The 18069-nt window shown below is 54.4% G+C and carries 16 protein-coding genes; 9 read left to right on the forward strand and 7 right to left on the reverse strand.

Annotated features, from left to right (window positions below; all coding sequences use genetic code 11):
- Positions 1-243 precede the first annotated feature (243 nt).
- The gene (gene tyrS, locus Q4606_RS09440; RefSeq protein ID WP_303607371.1) at positions 244-1446 is read right to left on the reverse strand and encodes a tyrosine--tRNA ligase; all 1203 of its coding nucleotides are present in this window, start codon (positions 1444-1446) and stop codon (positions 244-246) included.
- A 303-nt stretch (positions 1447-1749) separates the two neighbouring features.
- Between tyrS and Q4606_RS09445 the strand changes: the two genes are divergently transcribed.
- Both Q4606_RS09445 and Q4606_RS09450 read left to right on the forward strand, forming a co-directional pair.
- Positions 1750-3135, forward strand: a complete 1386-nt coding sequence (locus Q4606_RS09445; protein ID WP_303597691.1) for a peptidoglycan DD-metalloendopeptidase family protein — start codon at positions 1750-1752, stop codon at positions 3133-3135.
- 6 nt (positions 3136-3141) lie between these two features.
- A complete protein-coding gene (locus Q4606_RS09450; protein WP_303597690.1) occupies positions 3142-4239 on the forward strand; it encodes an anhydro-N-acetylmuramic acid kinase in 1098 nt (365 codons plus the stop codon).
- Positions 4240-4287: 48 nt separating this feature from the next.
- Here the strand turns inward: Q4606_RS09450 and erpA are convergent, their stop codons facing one another.
- The 4 genes from erpA to argC form a co-directional block, all read right to left on the reverse strand.
- Positions 4288-4641 carry an iron-sulfur cluster insertion protein ErpA gene (gene erpA, locus Q4606_RS09455; RefSeq protein ID WP_303597689.1) on the reverse strand — a complete coding sequence of 118 codons (354 nt, stop codon included), beginning with the start codon at positions 4639-4641 and terminating at the stop codon, positions 4288-4290.
- Between the two features lie 63 nt (positions 4642-4704).
- On the reverse strand, positions 4705-5184 hold the full coding sequence (locus tag Q4606_RS09460) for a polymer-forming cytoskeletal protein (protein ID WP_303597688.1): 480 nt from the start codon (positions 5182-5184) through the stop codon (positions 4705-4707).
- Position 5185: 1 nt separating this feature from the next.
- Positions 5186-5926, reverse strand: a complete 741-nt coding sequence (locus tag Q4606_RS09465; protein WP_303597687.1) for a DUF6776 family protein — start codon at positions 5924-5926, stop codon at positions 5186-5188.
- Between the two features lie 9 nt (positions 5927-5935).
- A complete protein-coding gene (gene argC / locus Q4606_RS09470) occupies positions 5936-6973 on the reverse strand; it encodes an N-acetyl-gamma-glutamyl-phosphate reductase (RefSeq protein ID WP_303607585.1) in 1038 nt (345 codons plus the stop codon).
- Positions 6974-7129: 156 nt separating this feature from the next.
- Between argC and Q4606_RS09475 the strand changes: the two genes are divergently transcribed.
- The 6 genes from Q4606_RS09475 (at position 7130) to Q4606_RS09500 (ending at position 13350) form a co-directional block, all read left to right on the forward strand.
- Positions 7130-8920 (forward strand): chloride channel protein, encoded by a 1791-nt coding sequence (locus tag Q4606_RS09475; RefSeq protein WP_303607372.1) that lies wholly within the window; start codon positions 7130-7132, stop codon positions 8918-8920.
- 3 nt (positions 8921-8923) lie between these two features.
- Positions 8924-9346, forward strand: a complete 423-nt coding sequence (hemJ, locus tag Q4606_RS09480; protein ID WP_303607373.1) for a protoporphyrinogen oxidase HemJ — start codon at positions 8924-8926, stop codon at positions 9344-9346.
- Positions 9347-9358: 12 nt separating this feature from the next.
- On the forward strand, positions 9359-10147 hold the full coding sequence (locus Q4606_RS09485; protein WP_368502312.1) for a hydroxymethylpyrimidine/phosphomethylpyrimidine kinase: 789 nt from the start codon (positions 9359-9361) through the stop codon (positions 10145-10147).
- Positions 10135-10821 carry a thiamine phosphate synthase gene (gene thiE, locus Q4606_RS09490; RefSeq protein WP_303607374.1) on the forward strand — a complete coding sequence of 229 codons (687 nt, stop codon included), beginning with the start codon at positions 10135-10137 and terminating at the stop codon, positions 10819-10821. The genes Q4606_RS09485 and thiE overlap by 13 nt, the downstream gene beginning before the upstream one ends.
- Positions 10818-12098: a glutamate-1-semialdehyde 2,1-aminomutase gene (gene hemL / locus Q4606_RS09495; RefSeq protein ID WP_303597683.1), complete on the forward strand. Its 1281-nt coding sequence runs from the start codon at positions 10818-10820 to the stop codon at positions 12096-12098. The genes thiE and hemL overlap by 4 nt, the downstream gene beginning before the upstream one ends.
- Positions 12099-12429: 331 nt before the next feature.
- Complete coding sequence (locus Q4606_RS09500; RefSeq protein WP_303607375.1) at positions 12430-13350, forward strand: triacylglycerol lipase; 921 nt, start codon at positions 12430-12432, stop codon at positions 13348-13350.
- Positions 13351-13407: 57 nt separating this feature from the next.
- Here the strand turns inward: Q4606_RS09500 and Q4606_RS09505 are convergent, their stop codons facing one another.
- Both Q4606_RS09505 and mrcB read right to left on the reverse strand, forming a co-directional pair.
- Positions 13408-13977, reverse strand: a complete 570-nt coding sequence (locus Q4606_RS09505) for a tetratricopeptide repeat protein (RefSeq protein ID WP_303607376.1) — start codon at positions 13975-13977, stop codon at positions 13408-13410.
- On the reverse strand, positions 13974-16304 hold the full coding sequence (gene mrcB, locus Q4606_RS09510) for a penicillin-binding protein 1B (protein ID WP_368502311.1): 2331 nt from the start codon (positions 16302-16304) through the stop codon (positions 13974-13976). The genes Q4606_RS09505 and mrcB overlap by 4 nt, the downstream gene beginning before the upstream one ends.
- Before the next feature lie 120 nt (positions 16305-16424).
- Here mrcB and Q4606_RS09515 point away from each other — a divergent pair, with 120 nt between their 5' ends.
- Positions 16425-18002, forward strand: coding sequence for a bifunctional aminoglycoside phosphotransferase/ATP-binding protein (locus Q4606_RS09515; RefSeq protein ID WP_303607378.1), 1578 nt, complete (start codon positions 16425-16427; stop codon positions 18000-18002).
- The last annotated feature ends 67 nt before the right edge of the window (positions 18003-18069 follow it).

Raw genomic sequence — 18069 nt, forward strand, 5'->3', positions numbered from 1 at the left:
ATTTGTTAAAGAGCGTTTGAGCCGTTGCTCAATCAGGAGGCGTATTCTACATCGTCTCGCCACCTTGTCAACCGTTTAATTAAAGAAACTTGAAACTCGTTTTCTTCAATACTTTCAAACAGTTGCCCTTCTCGTTCCAACCCGCCTCAGCGGTGTGTCCCTCGAAGGAGATGCGCATTCTACAGACACACGCAGATCTGTCAACGGGCATTTTGAAATAAATTCAAAATGCCCTGAAATCGATCAAGCAGTGATCAAAACCCGGGCTATTTTCTTCTTTCCAGCCTGAATCACGCAATTGTCTCCCTCTACAAACGCCCGATCGCCCTCAAACTTCTCGCCATCTACAAAAACGGCTCCACGACCAAGAACGTCCCGCGCTGCCGCGCCATTCTTTACGAGACCAGCCAGGCGCAACACTGATGCCATCAAAATCTCCGGCTGACCCTCCAGTGAAACTTCGACAACAGGCACATTCTCTGGAATTGCACCAAGTGCAACTCTGTTACCTGCTGACTTATGTGCCGTCTTGGCATCCTCTTCACTATGGAAGCGCGTGATAATCTCTTCTGCCAGCAGCTTTTTGTAGTCTTGGGGATTGCCTCCTTCGCCTACCGCTGCCCGAAATTCACTTACCTCCGCAAGGGGGCGGAAGCTCAAAAGCTCAAAGTAGCGCCACAGCAATTCATCCGGCACCGACAGAAGCTTGGTGTACATTTCGCCGGGCGAATCGTTAACACCTATATAGTTACCCAAAGACTTAGACATTTTCTGCACGCCATCCAACCCCTCCAGGATTGGCATGGTGAGCACCACCTGGGGCGACTGCCCATATTGCCTCTGCAGAATACGTCCCATAAGGAGATTGAACTTCTGATCGGTACCGCCACATTCAACGTCGGCCTCCAAGGCAACCGAGTCGTAACCTTGTATCAATGGGTAGAGAAACTCGTGAATGGCTATCGGCTGCTCTGCCCGGTAACGCTTGGTGAAGTCGTCCCGCTCCAGCATTCGCGCAACCGTATACTGACCCGCCAAACGAACCATGTCGGACGCGGCCATTTTGCTCATCCACTCGGAGTTGAATGCAACCCTGGTTTTCGCAGGGTCCAGGATCTTGAACACCTGCTCTTTATAGGTAATCGCGTTCTGCGCAACCTGCTCATCCGTCAGGGGTGGCCGGGTAGCGCTTTTGCCCGTGGGATCGCCGATTTTCCCGGTAAAATCACCAATCAGAAAAATCACCTCATGACCCAGATCCTGAAACTGGCGCAGCTTGTTTATAAGAACAGTATGCCCAAGGTGGAGGTCGGGAGCAGTCGGATCAAAACCGGCCTTGATGCGCAGGGGACGACCTTCCTTTAGCTTTGCAATCAGGTCATCTTCCGGAATCAGCTCGTCTACGCCTCGCTTTATTACCGCCAGCGCTTCATCAATAGGTGCCATGAATTACTTGTCCCCAATCAGTTTCACGAAATTATCTGTTACAGACTTCAACAAAAGAAATCTGTGAGTTACCCGGCGCCCTGCTAGAGTGTAAGTGTTCAGTTTTTAAACAAAACCTGACCATTAGGGCCGGCGCATTATAACAATGACGCCACAAGAAATCCGGCGGACAGCGCAACAACCGTAATGTTATGCGCTGTTCCACATGCTTTTTATACGGTAATCTGTTGGTTTATACCTGAACAACAGCTTTAATTAGATAGCTCAAGCTACCGGAATACCGATTAAAAACGGATGCAACACGTGCTGAAAACATTCCCAAAGACCCACATTACCATTGCTGCCACTGCAACCGTGGTGGTTACTGCTGCTATTCTGATGAGCCCCAGCGCAGATGTTGAGGCAAAACGAATGTCTTATGCCCTTGATCTGGAACAGGGCAGCGCATCAGAAATTATCTCCCAAAAACAGCAGCAAGAGCCCGAAGCATCTCCAAATAAGAGTGTTGTCGTTGTCGCCGACCAGCTGGATGCCACCCCTCAAGCCGAGAAACTTGTAGCGCCTGATTCGAAGCCACACCTGAACTGGCAAACATTTGACATCAAGTCTGGCGACACCTTGTCCTCCCTCTTCAAGATGGCGGGATTCAACGACGGCATCATGCTTTCTGTTATCCACGGAGAAGGTGAAGCCGATAAATTACAGCGCCTCTACGCCGGCGAGACCATTCGCTTCGCAACCGATAGCGAAGGTGAGCTTGCTGCAATAGAGCTTCAGCGCAGCTTGCTGGAATCATTAAAGATCGAAAGACAGGAAAATTCTTACGAAGGCCTGACAGAAATACGAGAGCCCGAATCCAAGCCTGCATTTGCTTCCGGCACAATTGATGGCTCTCTTTACCTTGCCGCTCGTGATGCAGGCCTTAACGACCGGCTGACGATGGAACTCGCCGGAATTTTCGGTTGGGACATCGATTTTGTATACGATGTTCGCAAGGGCGATCAGTTCGAGGTGGTCTATGAGGAACTGTATCTTGACGGAGAAAAGTTCAACACCGGCCGTATCCTGTCTGCCCGCTTCATAAACCGGGGCGAAGAAAATATTGCTCTGCTTTATACAGATAGCAACGGCGACAGCGATTACTACACGCCAGATGGAAAAAGTATGCGCAAGGCTTTTTTGCGCACACCGATAAGCGCGAGGGTTTCTTCCCCATTTAACCTTCAGCGCCGCCACCCTGTTCTCGACGTTGTTCGCCCGCACGAAGGCACAGATTACGCTGCGCCCCCGGGTACGCCGATCAAAGCCGCGGGCAATGGCAGAGTTCAGTTTTCGGGCTGGAAGGGTGGTTATGGCCGCACAGTCGTCCTGAAACACGGCGATAACATCACCACCCTATACGCCCATATGAGCAGAATTGGCAAAGGAATGAAAAATGGAGCGCGGGTAAAGCAGGGCGAAACGATCGGTTATGTCGGATCCTCTGGCATGGTAACCGGCCCCCACCTGCATTATGAATTCCGACTTAACGGGTCACCGCGGAATTCCAGAACCGTAAAACTCCCGGACGCTCAGCCCATTCCAGCCTCTGAAATGGCGCGGTTCAAAATGGCTACCGATAGGCAGGTTGCACAGTTTGAAACTTTCAGAACCAACTATCAGCAACTTGCTCTCGCGTCGGACGACTAAACAGCAATGGATACCTGGATAGGGCTGATGTCCGGCACCAGCATGGATGGCATAGATGCCGTGCTGGTGTCCTTCCAGGGTGAAACTGTCCACATCCACGAAACGCATTCCACCCCCTATCCGGAAGAGCTCCGTCAACGCCTGGTTCTCGCGAGCCAGAATCATGCGACACCCGATGAAGTGGGCGAACTTGATACGCTGACAGGCGTGCTATTCGCTGAGACCGCAGAACACCTGATACACAAGTCCAACCTGGATAAGTCATCAATTCGAGCGATCGGTAGCCATGGCCAGACTCTGCGTCACCAACCTTCAGGCCCGGGCCGGTTTTCCCTGCAGATCGGGAACGCTGCCATCATTGCAGAAAGGACCGGGATTACAACGGTAGGAGACTTCCGGAGTCGGGATATGGCAGCGGGAGGACAGGGAGCCCCGCTGGTTCCCGCATTTCATCAACATTTCTTTGGCTCTGAAACCGAGGACAGGTGCATTCTGAACCTTGGTGGCATCGCGAATATAACCTGGATTCCTTCCACCCCCGGCACTCCAGTAACCGGATTTGACACCGGGCCCGCCAACGCCTTGATGGATGCCTGGTGCCAAGATCAAACCGGGCGACCCTTTGATGCAGACGGGCATTGGGCACAGGAAGGGATCGTTGATCAGGCTCTGCTAACCGACATGCTCTCCGACGCTTACTTCGACCGCCCCGCTCCGAAAAGCACCGGGAAAGAGAAGTTCAATATCGAATGGGTTAAAACCCAGGTGAAGCGGCACGAAGAAACCCGACCTGAAGACGTTCAGCGCACACTGCTGCAGCTGACAGTGATAACGGCGATCCGGCAGATGCCTCAATCGCCCGCCATGACGGTATACGCTTGCGGAGGGGGGACGCGTAATAGATTGCTGATGCGGGAGCTTTCTCAGGCCCTCAGCCCGATCCGCATACTCGATACTGCGGAGCTGGGCCTCGACCCCCAGTGGGTAGAGCCAACTGCGTTTGCGTGGCTGGCTCGCCAAACGATGAAGCGAAAGCCCGGAAATCTCGCGGAAGTGACAGGAGCAAAAGGCCCCAGAATACTGGGCGCTATCTATCCCGCCTGAGCCAACAGTTCTTTTCACGAACAGCTGGCCATAATTCTTCGAGTATTTTTAGATCGTGAACGAACTGCCGCAGCCGCAGGTGGAACTGGCATTCGGGTTCTGCACTACAAACTGGGATCCCTGGAGACCTTCCTGGTAGTCAATAGTGGCTCCCACAAGATACTGATAGCTCATAGGATCGACTAGAAGAACAGCACCGTCCCGCTCCACAGCCGTGTCATCTTCATCCTGACTTTCGTCAAATGAGAACCCGTACTGAAATCCGGAACAGCCACCGCCCGTTACGAACACGCGCAGCCTGAGGTCGGAGTTTCCCTCTTCCTCAATCAGCTCACGTACTTTTTTGACTGCGCTATCGCTGAAAAACAGCGGCGCTGCCACTTGTTGCTGAACTACACTCAAGTTCGCCTCCGGATTACCTGATACAACTGGAGTGATTATGGTATTCCTGAGTAAAACAATCAACTATTCGGATTTTCCACCATCGCCTTCTGGCAGCTCGTCAACCTCAGCGCTAACCAAAGTGTCAGCAGTCGCAGAAGCGGGCGCCTTGTCCTGCGTTAGTAACCCGGAGGGCTCTCGCTGGTGAACAAGGTTGCCATTTACGGACGACCCCATGGCCATCTGGATCAGGTTATAGTAAACACTGCCATTAATAGCGGCCTTCTCTGCCAGCTCCAGATGAGCAAACGCGTAGACGTCACCATGAACTGTCCCGTTAACAATAACGTGGGGTGCCGCAATATCACCAGTAATCTCGCCCACCTCCGATACTCGTAAAACGGCATCACTGCCCTCCTCGGCCAGCACTTTGCCGCGAATATGGCCGTCGACGTGCAAACCACCGGAAAAGTGCACATCGCCCTCGATCGTCGTGCGCGATGAGATCAGTGTGTCAAAGTTGCCAGCAGGCCGGCGGGGTTTCTGTTTCTTTTTGCCAAGCATTCTAATTCTCCGTTAAATCATCCCAGTCGAATGTGCGTTCAGCCTGTGAGGATTTGCGTCCTTCAGCCTGAGCAACCACCTGCACTTCAAGTGGTTCGAAATCATCAGGCAGGGCCAGCTTACCCTCCACGTCCTGGAAATACCGAAAGCGGAATTTCACGCCAAGATCTTCAATCTCCTGAGAAAGATCGCGCAATGCGATGACTTCTTTTTCGTCATCCCGCATACCAATAATGTTAACGGCCACGAGACCCGAAATATAACTCTTGTTGTTGCCAACCTGAGTCAGTACCAGCTTGAAGTTATAAGCGCCGGCCTGGCGGTCGCTGGCTAGGGTAAAGCGATCGACCTGCAAGCCCTTGCTGGTCTCCGAGGGCGCCATGATGTTCTTGTAAAAGGTCAGGTCAGACTTCAGATCACCGACCCGGGTCTCCAGGTCAACGATGATTTTACGAGCCTGATTCAGCGCCTGCTCGTCAATCAACTTACCGCGTTCAAGGTTGACCAACTGCTGACGAGCTTCACGATAGTTCGACTCGAGCGCTGCAACCTTCACCTCTAGCTGCTCATTGGAGGCCTCTGCACTGGTGAAACGAAAACCTCCCTGCGCCAGCCCGGCTGCATAGCCGGCGGCCGCTGCCGCGAGCGTAAACACAGCCAGAATTACCGCCCGTTTGACCCGATATCCCGGCCGGTGGCGGATAACCACATATTCTTCGGCCGGTTTGCGTTGTTCGCTCACTCAGGTTCCTCAGGGCAGTAATGCTGGTGCTTCAAGACCCAGTGTTTCTTTAAGGCCGAACATAATGTTCATATTCTGAACGGCCTGGCCAGCCGCACCTTTAACAAGGTTATCAATAACAGAAGAGACAATAACGATATTGCTCTGCTCCTGCCGGTGCAGCGCCATGCGGCATACGTTCGCCCCCCGCACGCTGCGGGTTTCCGGGTGGCTGCCAAAAGGCATCACATCCACGAACGGCTCATCACGATAGCGCGCCTCAAACAACCCCTGCAGACGTTCGAAGTCAGCCGGATCCTTCAGTTCCGCATAAAGCGTCGCCTCAATACCCCGGATCATCGGAACAAGATGGGGGACAAATGTCACACCAGTGCCGACGCCTGCCGCTGCCGACAAACCCTGACGAATTTCGGGTAAATGCCGATGTCCCGAAGCGCCGTAGGCTTTGAAACTTTCACTTACTTCGCCGTGCAGCATACCAATTTTCGCCTGCCGACCACCGCCACTCGCACCGGATTTTGCGTCTGCAATCAACCGGGAGGAATCTACCAGCCCGTGTTCCAACAGCGGCAGGAAGCCGAGCTGAACCGCCGTAGGATAGCACCCCGGGTTCGCTACCAGCTGCGCTTTGGAGATTTCGCTGCGCATCAGTTCGGGCAGTCCGTAAACTGCCTTCTCGGCCCACTCCGGCGCTTCGTGAGGCATACCATACCACTCAGACCAGACCTTCAGATCCTTGAGACGGAAGTCCGCCGATAGATCAACAACTCGCACACCAGTGGCCATCAACTCCGGAATCATCCGCATTGCGACGCCGTGTGGTGTCGCAAAAAAGACCAGATCACACTCCGCCAGCACACCGGGACCCGGCTCGGAGAACACGAGATCAAAGTGTCCGCGAAGGTTCGGATACATATCGGCCACAGGCATGCCCGCCTCCGACCTGGAAGTAATGCAGTTCACCGTAACCTCCGGGTGAACTGCGAGAATTCTAAGCAGCTCGACGCCGGTGTACCCGGTGCCGCCAACGATACCTACTTTAATCACCATTCTCTCCAGCGACGTCGTATCAGGATTTAAAAGTTTAATGTCGAAGTCTACCATGATAAACCAAGGACTTATTGCAGCTTACGGGGCGACAGTTACAATGTTGTCAGAATCCCTTTGGCGGGCCACCCCACTTGTTCCGGAACACCGGCATCCATGAAAAAACTCTGGCATCAGCTTGGCGAAAAACTGGCCAGCGCGTTTCCGCGCAGGATGTCCGGCGTTGATTCGCTGCCCCAGCTGGCGATTCTCGGCCTGCTATCAGGATTGGTGACCGGGGGAGTGATTCTGGTTTTCCGCCTGGCTATTGAATGGCCCCTGGGGTATTTCCTGCCCGGCGACGGCTCTGAGGCGTTTCCATCTGAAGCCTTCGAGAACCTGGATATACTTACAAGAGGAATCCTTCCTTTTGCCGGCGCGCTTGGCCTGGGGTTCTTTTTACACCAACTGGCCACTCATGACCGCAAAGTCGGTGTGGCCCATGTCATGGAACGCCTTAACTACCACCAGGGTTACATTACCGCCAAAAGTGCTTTTATTCAGTTCATTGTTGGCGTCACAACAGTCGTTACGGGGCAGTCCGCTGGCCGAGAAGGCCCGGCAGTGCATCTGGGTGCAGCATTCTCCAGCCTGATGGGACAATGGATGAGGCTGCCGAATAACAGTATCCGTACTCTCGTCGCCTGCGGCTGCGCCGCTGCGATATCGGCTTCATTCAACACCCCTATATCCGGGGTCATTTTCGCTATGGAAGTGGTGATGATGGAATACACCATAGCGGGCTTTACCCCAATCATTCTTGCCTCGGTCAGCGCCGCTTTCGTAACGCAGTTTGTGTACGGTCCGGAGCCTGCTTTCAGTGTGCCGGCATTGACCATGAACTCATTGCTAGAGATACCCTGGATTCTGGTTATTGCCGTTATTATCGGCATCTCGGCAGCACTGTTTATCCACCTGGTCGACTCCATGGGCCGATTCAATCACCGGCCGATTCTACTTCGGGTGATCACAGCCGGGGCATTGATGGTGCCTGTTGCCATATTGGTACCTCAGACCATGGGAATCGGCTACGACACTGTTAACGAAACCATTAATGGAGAACTGGGCTTCTGGCTGCTCCTCAGTGTTGGGGTGGCTAAACTTGTAATTACCGCCCTGACCGTTGGACTGGGGATGCCCAGTAGCATTATCGGCCCAACGCTGTTCATGGGCGCAACGCTTGGCGGAGCCATGGGGCTGATCGGTGCCGAGATCATACCGAACCATGCATCATCCGTTGGTTTTTATGCGATGCTCGGCATGGGCGCCATGATGGGCGCAGTATTGCAAGCACCGCTGGCTGCGCTCATGGCACTCATGGAACTGACCCGAAACCCTCACATCATTCTCCCGGGCATGCTTATCATCACCATCTCGACCCTCATCACCAGCGAGGCTTTCGGAAAAAAATCCCTGTTCCTGACCGTGTTGAAAAGCCAGGGGCTGAGTTATCAGAGTTCACCGGTTATTCAGGCCTTGCGCAGGGTCTCTGTGGCCGCGATCATGGACAAGAGTATTCTGCGTATCGAGAGACACCTGACAGCCGAAGAAGCACGAAAAGCGCTTACTGCAGAACCGAAATGGCTGGTGGTTGAAGGCAGTAACGGACCAACTTCTCTGCTGCCGGCCGTCGACCTCGCGCGATATCTGGAAGACTCCGAGAAAACTCCGAGCGATGAGGAGACTGAGGCACCGAAATCCATTGATCTGATGGATATCCCTGCCAACCGGCGTGACATTGCGCCGGTGCAGTATCAGGCCACACTCGAAGAAGCACTGAATGAGTTTGAAACAACCAGCGCCGAAGCTCTTTACGTACAACGCCACGTGGCGCCAATGATTCAACGGATTTATGGCGTAGTGCTTAAATCCGACATCGAAAGCTATTATCAATATCGACGGAGCTGATCAATGCTGTGGGTTAAAGCCTTCCACATTATTTCCATGGTGTGCTGGTTCGCCGGCATCTTTTATCTACCGAGACTGTTTGTATATCATGCCGCCTGCGAGGATGAGCCGGGGCGTGAACGTTTCAAAGTCATGGAACGGAAACTCTATCGGGGCATTACGACACCTTCGATGATTGCCACTGTGATCTTTGGCCTGTGGCTACTTAGTTATAATGTAACCGGCTACTTCAGCCAGGGCTGGCTACACGCGAAACTGGTGCTTGTGGCCTTACTGATCGTTTATCACTTTTATTGCGGACACCTGGTAAAAGTGTTTCGTGATGATCTCAACACACGCGGCCATGTATTCTACCGCTGGTTCAATGAGTTGCCGGTATTCGTCTTGCTGGCAGTTGTTATTCTCGCCGTCGTCAGACCTTTCTAGGGAGTTTTAGCCATCAGATACTACACCCGCCCTCAGGTACTTGTTCTTTCGGGCCTGGACCCTTCCGGCGGCGCCGGCATCCAGGCGGACATTCAGGCCATTACTTCACTGGGGTGCCACCCGCTACCGGTGCTCAGCTGCCTGACTGTCCAGGACACCAGAAACGTGTACGGTGCCGAAGCTGTGGACCCCGAGCTGATTCGCCAGCAACTCCAATGCATTTCCAACGACGCCCCCATACACGCCATCAAAACCGGCGCCCTGGGAAACGCTGCGGTTGTTGATGTACTCGTAGAGTTCCTTGAAAAACACCCGGAAATTCCGGTTATTACCGACCCGGTAGTCAAGGCAGCTGGGGGAGGTGATCTTGCGGATGAAGATATTCTTGCCCGCATGAAAGGGCGGCTTTTCCCATTGGCCGAGATGATCACCCCGAACGGTGAAGAGCTTGCTCTGCTGGGCGAAAGCGCCAATCCGGACGAGGCTGCACGCAAATTGCTCGAGAAAGGCTGCGTGTCAGTACTTGCGACGGGCGGCCACGGCACCGGCATTCGCATTACAAATACCCTTTACAACCATTCACCGACGCCCATGACGTGGCATATCGAGCGCATTGGCGGCGAATACCACGGTACCGGTTGCACGCTTGCAGCCGCCATTGCAGCCGGGCGAGCTCAGGGGCTCTCACCCCGTGCAGCCATCTCTCAAGCCCAGAACTATGTGCACCGTACTATTTTGCACGCACTTGAGGTAGGCAAAGGCCAGCCGGTTCCCGACCGGGGCATTCTGTGGGAACGATGAATACACCCGTACCAATCGGCCTTTACGCGATTACCGACAGCCAGCTGACCTCGTCGGAAACGTTGATTGCTTCCGTGGAGGCGGCAATTCGCGGCGGCACAGTGATGGTCCAATACCGCGAGAAGTCCGCTTCGATGGCCGAACGCCTGGCACAAGCCAGAAATCTCCAATCAGTATGTGCTTCGGCCCAGGTTCCATTGCTTATAAACGATGATGCCGAGCTTGCTAAACGCGTGGGCGCTGCCGGCGTGCACCTTGGCCAGTCAGATGGATCCGCCGCGGAAGCGCGCCGCCTGCTTGGAGATAACGCGATTATCGGCATCACTTGCCATGCCGACCTCACGCTGGCCAAAAAGGCCGTGGAGGCTGGCGCGGACTATCTGGCTTTTGGTCGCTTCTTTACCTCAACAACCAAACCGGATGCTCCGGCAGCCGCAACCGACACACTGGCCAAAGCAAAACGCTTCAATCTGCCAGTCACCGCGATCGGCGGCATCACTACAGAAAATGGTGAGCGGCTTATTCGGGCAGGCGCCGACCTGTTGGCGGTCGTTGGAGGGCTCTTCGGGGGCAGCCCCGAAGACATCGAACAGAAAGCAAAAATGTTTCAGAGGCTGTTTGCCAGCCACCACCCACTCTTTCAATACCCCGATAACAGGAGCACTCTCAAATGACGCACTCCGAAACCCTGTTCGAACAGGCTCAGAAATACATTCCCGGTGGCGTTAACTCACCGGTCCGCGCGTTTCGCGGTGTGGGCGGCACCCCGATCTTTTTTAATCATGCCCAGGGCGCGTACCTTTACGACGAGGATGGTCAGAGGTACATCGATTATATCGGCTCCTGGGGCCCGATGATTATTGGCCATTCAGATCAGCGCATCAAAGATGCTTTGCATGCACAGGTAGATCTTGGTGTGGGCTATGGCGCGCCGACGGCAATTGAAACCGATATGGCCCGTAAAGTGTGCGAGTTGGTGCCCTCCATTGATCTTGTGCGCATGGTGAACTCCGGAACAGAAGCCACCATGAGCGCCATTCGCCTGGCCCGGGGCTATACCGGCCGCGACATCATCGTGAAATTTGAAGGTTGCTATCACGGCCATGTGGATTCGCTGCTTGTAAAAGCTGGCTCTGGCGCGCTAACTCTGGGTGTGCCTAACTCTCCCGGCATTCCATCCTGTCTGGCAGAACTCACGCTGACTCTCGATTTCAATGATATCGATGGGGTGCGTAAAACCTTTGCAGAAATGGGCGACCGGATTGCCGCCATTATCGTAGAGCCCGTCGCTGGCAACATGAACTGTATCCCCCCGGTCCCGGGGTTCCTGGAAGGCCTTCGGGAAGTCTGTGACGAGCACGGATCCGTGCTGATTTTTGATGAAGTAATGAGTGGTTTCCGGGTATCCCTGGGCGGCGCTCAAGGTCTCTACGGCGTAACCCCGGACCTGACAGCGCTTGGCAAGGTCATCGGCGGTGGACTGCCCGTTGGCGCGTTTGGCGGCAAGCGCGAGATAATGGAATACATTTCCCCACTCGGACCTGTTTACCAAGCTGGCACGCTGAGCGGGAACCCTCTGGCCATGAGCGCTGGCCTTGCGACCCTGAATGCTATTTCAGAGCCGGGCTTTCACGACCGCCTGACTGAAAAAACCCTCGCCCTACGGGACGGGTTGAAGGCTGCTGCGGACGCTACCGGGATTCCGCTGGCGGTTCAGGGCGCGGGCGCCATGTTTGGCTTTTTCTTCACAGAAGAACCAAGCATTACGCGCTTTGAGCAGGTCATGGCCTGCGACGTGGAACGCTTCAAGAAGTTCTTCCAGGGTATGCTGAAAGAGGGAATCTATCTTGCTCCATCAGCCTTTGAAGCTGGCTTCACCAGCGCCGCACTGACCGATGAGGATATTGCGGATACCATCAAAGCCGCGAAAAAAGTTATGGCGACGCTTTAAAACACCAGGCACGTAATTTTTCGGGCTGGCCCACGACAGAAACATGTCCTGTCGGGCCAGCTTCGCGAACATCGTCACACTTTAGCGCTAACACATCAGATTTGCCCCTCCCGCCGTTGACTTGACTCCCCTGCTGATCAAATTATGGCCACATCTCATTAGAGATGCTCTGACGGCACAAACTTAACAAGAACAATACGGAAATCAGCAAACAGAGGCCTCACCCCGCAACTTTGGCACGTTCGGCAAAGGTATGCAGTATCTGGAGCAACCCGTTAGGTTGAGCCGCAGTTTGAATAACAAACACAACATCAAACTGTAGGAAAAGACAATGAAACTCTGGATCAAAACATTAGCACTGGTCGTAACTATTGCCTGGTCAGCTCCCTCTGCCGCATGGTGGTGGAATCCGAATCCGTCAACCTATGCCGACACCCGCTATCCGGTAGTTCTGGTTCACGGCATGTTTGGCTTTGACGCTCTGATCGGCGTTGACTACTGGTATGGCATCGCAGAGGATCTCCGAAAAAATGGTGCCGACGTCTATACCACGCAGGTTCCCGCGCTGGACAGCACCATTGCCAGAGGCGAAGCCTTGTTGCCACAGGTCGAAGCCATTGCGGCCGTTCATGGCAAGGTGAACCTTATCGGCCATAGCCATGGGGGGCCAACCGCCCGTTATGTTGCCCGGGTTCGGCCAGACCTGGTGGCCTCTGTCACTTCCGTCGGCTCACCCCACAAAGGCTCTGCCGTCGCCGACCTGATTGTGGAGTCTCCCGCAAGCGGGCTCGCAGACAGTCTGGCCAATGCCCTTGGTGGCCTTATCGATCTGCTCTCGGGCGGGGGGTATGACCAGAACGCCCAGGCCAGCCTGCAATCACTCTCGGCTCAGGGCAGTGCGGAGTTCAATAGTTTTGCACCCGCCGGAATCCCTACCAGCGCCTGTGGAGAAGGAGCCAGCTCGGCAAACGGAGTAAGGTTTTACTCATGGGGCGGAACAGGTGTGATCACCAACGTTCTGGATCCGTCTGATGCCCTGCTAGGCACCACCAGCCTGGCATTTGGCTCCAGCCAGAATGATGGCCTGGTAGGGCGTTGCAGCAGCCACTTCGGCAAGATTATCCGGGACAATTACTTCATGAACCATCTTGATGAAGTAAACCAGGCACTGGGCCTGCACAGCTTGTTCGAAACCGACCCTAAAGCCGTTTACAAACAACACGCCAACCGGCTGAAAAACGCTGGATTGTAAGCACAACCGCCTCCTGCCCGGGGAGTTTCCGGGCAGGAGCATTCAAATATAAAGGCGTTACAGGGCAGAGGCCCGCTCTTCTGCCTGGCTGGCCCCAGCCACATTGCCCCGCGCCCGGCGAATATCCGCCAGCAGCAACCAACCTGCTCGTTGCAGCCGAGTATCGTTACCCGCCAAAGATAAACCCTTCAGGGTAAACTGCTCAGCCGGCCCCAGCTTATTATCAGCCACATAAGCTTCAGAAAGTTTGAAATAGACCTCTGCAGACCTGGGCGCGATACGCTGCGCTCGCTCCAAGCGAACAATGGCTGCCTGGGCATCACCACTTTGCAAAAGGTTGTCTGCATCGCGCACCAGGCTCAGGGCGGCAGGAGACAGTTCGTCCCCGGCGTCGCGGTAACTCGGTTTGTTACTGCGCTGCACCTGCTCCGGCTCACTGGTTTCAGGCTGTTCGCTTTTGCGCCAGACTTGCGGTTCATCTTTACTTTCCGTGGTGCGTGGTGGTTCCGGCGCAGATTCAGGGCCTCCTGCGGGCACATAAATACTCTCTCCCGGGCCGGTAGCGCACCCCGCCAGGCTTAAAAGCGCGGCCAACATACCTGCGTGAAAAACACCTTGCCTACTCATTGGAACAATCCTTCAAACCAGCCTCGAATTTTCCGTTCAAGGGTACCAGAACAGGACACTTTCTGTGTCGGCTCGCTACCCGATATAAACGGCAGAAGGCGCGCATTATCGCAATACTCGTCGGTTAATGCCTGCTTTTCAGGGTTGACCCAATGATAACTCACACCATCGGGCACCACTGGGGAAAACCCGTGTTGTGGCACCTGTGCCATAAAGCGCGACCATACGGGCAAAGCCCCGGTGGCGCCTGTCAGAACTGTCGGACCATTATCGTCGCGCCCTACCCAGGCAACTGCCAGCAAATCACCGCTGAACCCGGCAAACCATGAATCGCGACCGTCATCCGTTGTGCCGGTTTTGCCGGCGAGGGTCAGCTCCTTGGGGACCGAATAATAAGCCGAGCGACCCGTACCTTCCTGCATGGTTTCCTGCATTGCATACTGCAACAGATGCACAGCTGCCGGGTCTGCAACCTGATCCACTTCGAGACTGTAGCGGGAAAGTGCCTGCCCTCCGGCATCTGTTACTTCTCGGATTGTACGCAGCGGCGTGTTGAACCCTGATGTTGCCAACCCCTGATAGATCTGAGCGACGGTCACCGGGCTCATAGCAACAGATCCAAGTAGCATGGAAGGGTATTCAGAAATAGGCGAAACCACACCAAAGTCTTGCAGGGTCTTGCGAACAGCCGGGACACCAACATCCAGACCAACCCTGACCGCCGGAAGATTGTATGATTTTGAAAGGGCTCGATGCAGGGGGACTTCCCCACGCTCTTCACCATCGTAGTTTTTAGGTGTCCAGCGCTTTCCGTCGTCAAACTCCAGCGTGAAAGACTTGTCCAGTACTGGCGTCATCAGCGTATAGCGCTCCGGTTGCTCCAGCGCTGTCAGGTAGGTAAAAGGTTTGATCAGGGAACCAATCGGGCGATTGGCGTCCAGCGCCCGATTAAAGCCGGCGAACTGCGGGTCTTTTCCGCCAACGAGAGCCAACACTTCCCCCGTATCCTTGGCGGTCACCACAAGTGTTGCTTCCAGGGCCTTAGCTGTGTCGCCGCTGGCCAGTCTTGGCAAGGTGTCCGTAACTGCGTACTCAGCGGCGTATTGAATGGCTGGGTTAAGTGTAGTGAATATTCGTAGCCCTTCGCTGCGCAAGTCCTCTTCTTTGTAGTCCCGCGCCAGGTGCCTTCGAACAAGATCGATATAGGCAGGATAACGATTCTCCGAGTAAGAGGGCTTAGCACTGACACCTAATGGCAAGCCCCGGGCGCGGGCCGCTTTCGGCCCATCAACAAGGCCTGCATCTTCCATCTCACTGATAACCAGGTTCCGGCGCTGTGTGGCGCGCTCCGGATGGCGGCGAGGATTGTAGTAGCTCGGCCCTTTGACCATACCCACAAGCAAGGCGATCTGATGTACATCCAGATCTTTCAGTGATTCACCAAAATAGAACTGACTGGCAAGCCCGAATCCATTAATACTCCAGGTGCCGGCTTGTCCCAGGTACACTTCGTTCAGATAGGTCTCCAGTATGTCGTCTTTCTCGTAATGCAGTTCGAGCAGAATCGACATCAAGGCTTCATTGCCTTTGCGCAGCAGGGTCTGATCCCGAGTAAGAAAAAAGTTTTTTACCAGTTGCTGGGTAAGAGTACTGCCGCCCTGTACGATTTTCCCGGCGCGCATATTCGCCAGCATGGCGCGAGCGATAGAAACCGGAGCAATTCCGAAGTGGTCGTAGAACTTCCTGTCTTCAACCACCATCAGCGCAACAGGCAGCAGAGTTGGAACCTCATCCAGGCGCACAAGAATCCGGTCTTCTTTGTGAGCAGGATAAATTCCGCCGATACGCGCGGGTTCCAGCCTTACAATCGCCGCACTATCACCAGCTGAAACGGAAAAGTCCTGAACCCGGTCGCCATAGATATTCAACGAAAGCTTGCGCCGCGGCTCATCACCATCAGGAAAACGGAAGCCCCGGGTACTGATCGTAAAATGCCCGCCGTTGCGACGATAGCTTCCAGGTTTTGCGCCATCACCTTTTCTGTAGCCAGCCAACGCCAGCTCTCGCTCAAGTGCTCCGGAACTCACACCGGCGCCGTTGTAAAGTTCCAGAGGGCGAGCATAAACCCGCGAGGGCACTTCAAACCGCCGCCCCTCGAACCGGTCGGTTACCACCGCATCGAGATAGACCATCCAACCCGCCAGCAACACAAGGCCTATGGCGGACACACGGATAAACATTTTCCAGAACCAGGACCCTTGCCCCTTCCGGCTGTTTTTGTTTGGAGATTTTCTATTTGGCTTCGAAGATGATCTGCTTTTTTTCATGAGTAGATTATAACGAAGGCTGCAGGACATAAGGCAGGCCAACTATGTGTTATTTCTGTAACCTGCCCGTTATGATGGAACAATAGAAATCAATGAGTTCAGGGAAGCGAGGAGCACACCGTGAGTGAAACATCCCCAGGCAATCTGTTACTGGCACTGCAGAACCCCGAGCTGTACGACCACCCGGTTGACGGATTCCAGATAATCGAAACTCATATTTCTCAGGTAATCCTGACCGGCCAGTACGCCTATAAGATCAAAAAACCCATGGATTTCGGGTTTCTTGATTTCTCCACATTGGATCGTCGAAAGCACTTTTGTGAGGAAGAGCTGCGTTTGAACCGGCGCCTGGCGGAGCCACTTTATTTGGACGTTATCCCTGTTACCGGAAGCCCGGAACAGCCCGTTATTGGGGGCGAGGGCGAGCCATTTGAATACATGCTGAAAATGCGTCAATTCCGTCAGAATCAGCTTTTTGATCACATGCAGGAGACCGGGGTTCTGAAACCCGAGCTGCTGTCCAGCCTCGCACAACAGGTGGCCGCCTTCCACGACAGCCTGGAACCGATAGCAGACGAAAAACCTTTGGGCACGCCTGAAGCCGTTTACGAGGCCATGCAGGAAAACTTTGACCAGATCCGGCCGATGATTGACGACGGCGCCCTGCTGAGCCAACTCGATAATCTCGAAGCCTGGACAAAAACCACCTTCGAGCGCCAGCGCGACCTGATTGCCAAGCGGCGAGCTGATGGCCTGGTACGGGAGTGCCATGGCGATCTGCACCTGGCGAACATCACTGTATATGACGGCAAGGTAACGGTTTTCGACTGTATCGAATTCAACGAGCCGTTCCGCTGGATTGATGTGATCAACGACCTCGCATTTTTGTTGATGGATCTTGAATCGCGGCGCGAGCCTGCTCTTGCAAACCTCGTTCTCAATACCTACCTGGAGTATCGTGATGACTTCGAGGCTTTGCCTCTGTTGCCCCTCTACAAGGCTTATCGGGCACTGGTGCGCGCCAAAATTGCACTTTTCACTCTGGCCAACCCGGCCCTGAGTGAAGAGGAAAAAGCGTCCCTGATGCAGCGCTATCGCGATTACGCCCAACTGGCAGAAGATTACAGCAGCATTCCGAACCATTATCTGCTCGCCACAGTGGGCCTGTCTGCCAGCGGTAAAACCTGTGTGAGTGCCGCTTTAGCACATGAGCTTGACCTGATACGCCTGCGCTCCGATGTCGAACGCAAACGCCTGCATGGACTCGCACCGCTGGAAGACAGCAAATCACCCACCGGAGGAAATCTGTACACCTCCGAAGCCAATGAAAAAACCTATGAACGCCTGGCAGGGCTGGCCAGCGATATACTCGCTGCGGGGTTGCCGGTTATTGTTGACGCCGCCTGCCTGAAAGAACGAGAGCGCGCGCTGTTTGCCGCCGTTGCCGAAAGCCAGGGGGTGCCCTTTGCGCTGATTCATTGCGAGGCCCCGGAGGAATTACGCAAGGAATGGGTACGTAAGCGCAAGGGTGACGCCTCAGAAGCAACAGAGGAACTTTTGGATGCCCAGAAAGACTGGTTCGAACCCCTGACGGACGAAGAAAACACCTATACCGCTCACTTGCACACCGAACAGGAACACGTGGCGGAAGCAGTTGCCGATAGAATAAGGCAGCATTTTGGCCTACCTCCGAGGTAAGCATCTTGCGCCCAAGGCCGCAAAACAGCCCGGCAAACTACACTTGCTGAAGAACCTGAACAGAACG

It is taken from the genome of Marinobacter sp. 1_MG-2023 (assembly GCF_030549045.1).
Lineage (GTDB): Bacteria > Pseudomonadota > Gammaproteobacteria > Pseudomonadales > Oleiphilaceae > Marinobacter.